Origin of the sequence: Streptomyces sp. 15-116A (genome assembly GCF_025290915.1) — a bacterium.
Taxonomy (GTDB): domain Bacteria; phylum Actinomycetota; class Actinomycetes; order Streptomycetales; family Streptomycetaceae; genus Streptomyces.
Window position 1 is genome coordinate 1 of record NZ_JAOCQE010000414.1, and the last position, 4,034, is coordinate 4,034.

The window sequence follows — 4,034 nt, forward strand, 5'->3', positions numbered from 1 at the left end:
CGCCCTCGCCGGCTCCCGTCCCAGCCGGTACGCGGCACCACCGGGGCCCGGGGCGATCACCGCGCCCTCGTAGACCCGCAGCTCACGGGTCTTGAGCGAGTCCTTGTAGCGGGCCGGTCCGCTGCCCAGGTCGACCATGCGGACCCCGTCCGCCGCGGCCGCCTCCAGCATGCGCAGGAGCAGGATCATTCCGGGCGAGTACCTGGCGTGGTCGCGGTCGTAGGCGGGGAACCACCAGGACAGGACCGTCGGCGAGCGCAGCCCGAAGTGGGCGGCCACAGGGCGTCCGCCGGCGTACAGCACGGAGAGCAGTCCCCGGCACTCGGGTTCGTCGCCGTGCGCGAGGAGGTCCACCAGGTGGGTGATCCACTCCTGCGCGAAACGGTCCCGCCGGCCGGTGCGCCGGTACTGCGCCGACTTCCAGCGCTTCAGCGCGCGCAGCGCGTCCGGGTCCCGGGCGTCGTACGCGAAGCGCACCTCGCCGGCCTGCCGGGCGAGCCGCCGCTCCTTGGCCCGCGTCTGCCGCAGGAAGCCGGGGGACGTTGTGCGCAGCCGGCCGGTGTAGTGCTCGTAGCCCTCGGCGAGGTCGATCACCGGGTCGGCGAGTTCCTCGACGGCGTGGGGCAGGAAGAGGCGCTGTCCGGCTTCGAGGTTGTCGAACTCCCAGGACGACAGCCCGCACGCCGCCAGCAGGCGGCGCGGGTCGAGCCGGAGACCGGGGCGCAGCACGGCACCCTGGCTGTCCGACACCCCGAGGCCGATCGCCCTTCCCTGACCTAACGGCCCCTTCTCGAAAGGGAAGAAGCCGACCGGCGTGCCGTCCTCCTGCAGCACGGCCACGCGTGCCCCCGGCCTGACGCGGCCGACGGCCGTGGCGAACACCGGGTCGAGGAACGGATTCTCCAGGGCGCCGCACTCGGCCCGCAGGTGTCTCCACATCTTGTGCTCGCCGGCGCCCAGTTCGTCCGGCCGCAGAACGTGCACGCGCTTGTCGGGCATAGGGGTCTCCTGAGTCGTGAAGGGTCGTCAGGGGCGCGAGAGGCCGACGGGCCTGCGTTCTCAGCAGCGGAACGTCTGCAGCGCGACGCCTGGGCGGGCTGTCTCACCCGGTGCCGGGGATCCCGCGGGCGGCGCCTCCGGACGCGACCGGCTTACAGCGCGTGCGTCCTCGAGGGCGCCGTCGCTCGCGTGGCGGGTTTCGGCGGTGGGTGCGGTCCTCGGGGACCGGGCGACGGCTCGGTGCGCGGCGGTGTCCGGTTGGCCCGGGCAGGGCGCCTCGGCGTTCTCGGGCTCGGTGTCGTGGGGCCCGGCCTGCGCCTGGGCAGCGGCACCTGGAACGGGTCCTGCCGCGAGGGCCGGGGAGCCGAGGAGCAGGAGCAGCACGGACGTCAGAAGAATCACCACCGCCGCCCGTCGTCGCCGCACCGTCACCTCCCGGTGTCCTCCCGGCGGGGGCGACAGGCGGTTCCGGCACCGGGCGAGCCCCCCACGAACCACGCGCCGACGCGTCTTCCAGTAGCACCGAGCCCGTCCCCGCCCGTCAACCCCTCCGCGCCGCAACGCGACCCACTCGCCCCGCCCTGGGCGCGGTGGCCGTCCTCGGCCTCACCCTTCACGTCGATTCCGGTGGCGCGGTCGCGTGCCGACGGGCGGCCATGGGCACACGTGTACGGTGACCACGCCTGACTTCCTCTTCGCCCTGGTCGGCCTCGGCGCCCTCGCGGCGGCCGTGCTGCCCCGGCTGGTGGCGGGCCGGCCGCTGTCCATGCCGCTCGTGTTCCTCCTCTGCGGCGTCGGCATCCAGCTGCTGCCGGTACCGCTGCCGGACATCGACCCGGTGTCCGGCAGGGCGTGGGTGGAGCACCTCACCGAGGTGTGCCTGATCGTGTCGCTGATGGGTGCCGGGCTCGCCCTGAACCGGCCCTTCGGACGGCGACGGTGGCAGGCCACCTGGCGGCAGCTGGGGATCACCATGCCGCTGAGCATCGCGGCCGTGGGTCTGCTCGCCTGGACCCTGCTGGACTGGCCGCCGGCCGCCGCGCTGCTGCTGGCGGCGGTGCTCGCGCCCACGGATCCGGTGCTCGCCTCGGAGGTAAGGGTGGGCGCCCCGACCGATTCCGAGCACGACGAGGACGAGGTGCGTTTCGCCCTCACCAGCGAGGCCGGGCTGAACGACGGCCTCGCTTTCCCTTTCGTCCTCGGCGCCGCCGCGCTCGCGGCGGCGGGCGGTGCCCTGACCGGGGGCGGGATCGCCCGCTGGGTCCTGGTGGACGTCCTGTACAAGTGCACGGCCGGGGTGGGGGCGGGTCTCGCCGTGGGCTGGCTGCTCGGCTGGCTGTTCTTCCGGGCGGGGCGGTGGGCGCTGCGGCTGTCCGAGCACCGTGAGGGCTTCGTCGCGGTGGGCGCGACCTTCCTGGCCTACGGGGTGACGGAGCTGCTGCACGGCTACGGGTTCGTGGCCGTGTTCGTCACCGCGTGCCGCATCCGCGCGGCGGAGCGGGCGCACGGGTACCACATGGTGCTGCACGACTTCGTGGAGCAGGTGGAACGCCTGCTGACGGCCGGACTGTTGTTCCTGCTCGGGGCGTTCGTCGCCCAGGGCGGTCTGGCGCCGCTGACCTGGCAAGGCGCGCTGGTCGGGGTGCTGCTGCTGTGCGTCGTCCGCCCCCTGGTGGGCTGGTGCGCCCAGTTCGGAACGGCGGCCGGCACCCGCGAGCGGGTGGTGATCGCCCTCTTCGGCATCCGGGGCATCGGCTCGCTGTTCTACCTCGCGCACGCCCTCGGGGCCCACGGCTTCGGCGTGCCCGCCACGGAGCTGTGGGCCGTGGTGGCGTTCGTGGTGCTGGCCTCGGTCATCCTGCACGGCGTGACGGCCTCCCCCGTCATCGCCCGCCTGGACCGCCTCCGCCGCCACGAGGCCCGGGTGTCCAGACCCGGCGGAGAACCCGACGAGGACGAGGTGGCGGGCAAACGCCTGTGACGTTCGCGCCCCTCACCCTCCCGCGTCGGCGTGCACCGCCCGCACCCACGTCCGGTCCGCCGTCAGACAGCGGTCCACTCTCAGGCCGGCCTCCGCGAGTGCGTCCTCGAACTGCTGCTTCGTCAGCGGCCGGGACAGGACGGTCTGCGTCCATGTGGCGTCCGGGAACACGTACTCCGCGTGGACCGAGTTCACCCCGTCACCGGCCGGCTCCGCCGACACGATCCGCACCGTGAGACCGCCCGCGTCGACTCGCTCACGCGGCAGATTCGTGTGCCAGTCCTCGCCCTCGCGCTGGATCAGCACGCGACCGTCCCTCGCGAGATGCCGCACACAGGTGCGCAGCAGCGCCTGCCGCGTCCCGGCGTCCGCGGCATGAACGAGGAACGACGCGAGCATCACCACCTCGAACGTCTCCCCCAGGTCGAGGTCCTCGATCGGGCTGCACCGGGTGCGCGCCCCGCGGACGCGGTCCAGCATTTCCCGGGACTCGTCCACGGCGGTGACCGTGAACCCGCGCGCCAGGAGCGGGTGGGTGACGCGCCCCGCGCCACAGCCCAGCTCCAGGATGTGCGCCCCGGCCGGTACGGCCCCGGCGACGATGTCGGGCTCGGCACCGCACGGCAGCCGCGCGTACAGCTCGACCGCGCAGCCGTCCGGGGTGATCGCTCCGGGCCCGGTCCCCCGATGTCCCGCTCGCTTCCTCGGCTCCATGCCCGTCCAACGGGCCCGGCCTCACCGGCGTTCCCTGCCGCGCCTGCCAGGAGCGACCCCGCCGGGGGAACACCCCGCTCACCTGCCCGGCGTGCGGCCTCGCCCCGCTCGGTGGAGTCTGGGGATCATGCGGCGTACAGGCGCGCGTGACGGCGCGGGAGACGACGACGTGGAGGCGGTGCTCGACGAGCTGTACGCGCTGCCGCCGTCCGGCTTCGTGCCCCGGCGTGAGGAACGGGCCGCCCAGGCCAGGACGGCCGGACGCGCCGACGACGCCCGGCGGATCCGCGCCGCGCGCCGTCCCACCCTCGCGGCCTGGGCGGCGAACCTGCTGCGCCGG

Annotated in this window: 3 protein-coding genes and 1 pseudogene; 2 read left to right on the plus strand and 2 right to left on the minus strand. The window is 74.4% G+C overall.

Annotated features, from left to right (window positions below):
• Positions 1-999, minus strand: a 999-nt coding sequence (locus tag N4P33_RS33485) for a GNAT family N-acetyltransferase (protein ID WP_260830695.1), incomplete at its 3' end; no start/stop codon positions are given.
• Between the two features lie 673 nt (positions 1,000-1,672).
• Here N4P33_RS33485 and N4P33_RS33490 point away from each other — a divergent pair.
• Positions 1,673-2,980, plus strand: coding sequence for a sodium:proton antiporter (locus tag N4P33_RS33490; RefSeq protein ID WP_260830696.1), 1,308 nt, complete (start codon positions 1,673-1,675; stop codon positions 2,978-2,980).
• A 12-nt stretch (positions 2,981-2,992) separates the two neighbouring features.
• Here N4P33_RS33490 and N4P33_RS33495 read toward each other — a convergent pair whose 3' ends face one another.
• Positions 2,993-3,694, minus strand: a complete 702-nt coding sequence (locus N4P33_RS33495) for a bifunctional 2-polyprenyl-6-hydroxyphenol methylase/3-demethylubiquinol 3-O-methyltransferase UbiG (protein WP_260830697.1) — start codon at positions 3,692-3,694, stop codon at positions 2,993-2,995.
• A 127-nt stretch (positions 3,695-3,821) separates the two neighbouring features.
• On the opposite strand from N4P33_RS33495, the pseudogene N4P33_RS33500 reads away from it, so the two are divergent.
• Positions 3,822-4,034 (plus strand): annotated as a pseudogene (locus tag N4P33_RS33500) (hypothetical protein); the annotation flags it as partial.

Coding starts and splice junctions, on each gene's coding strand:
- N4P33_RS33495 (WP_260830697.1), bottom strand. CDS start 3,694: ATGGAGCCGAGGAAGCGAGCGGGACATCGGGGGACCGGGCCCGGAGCG.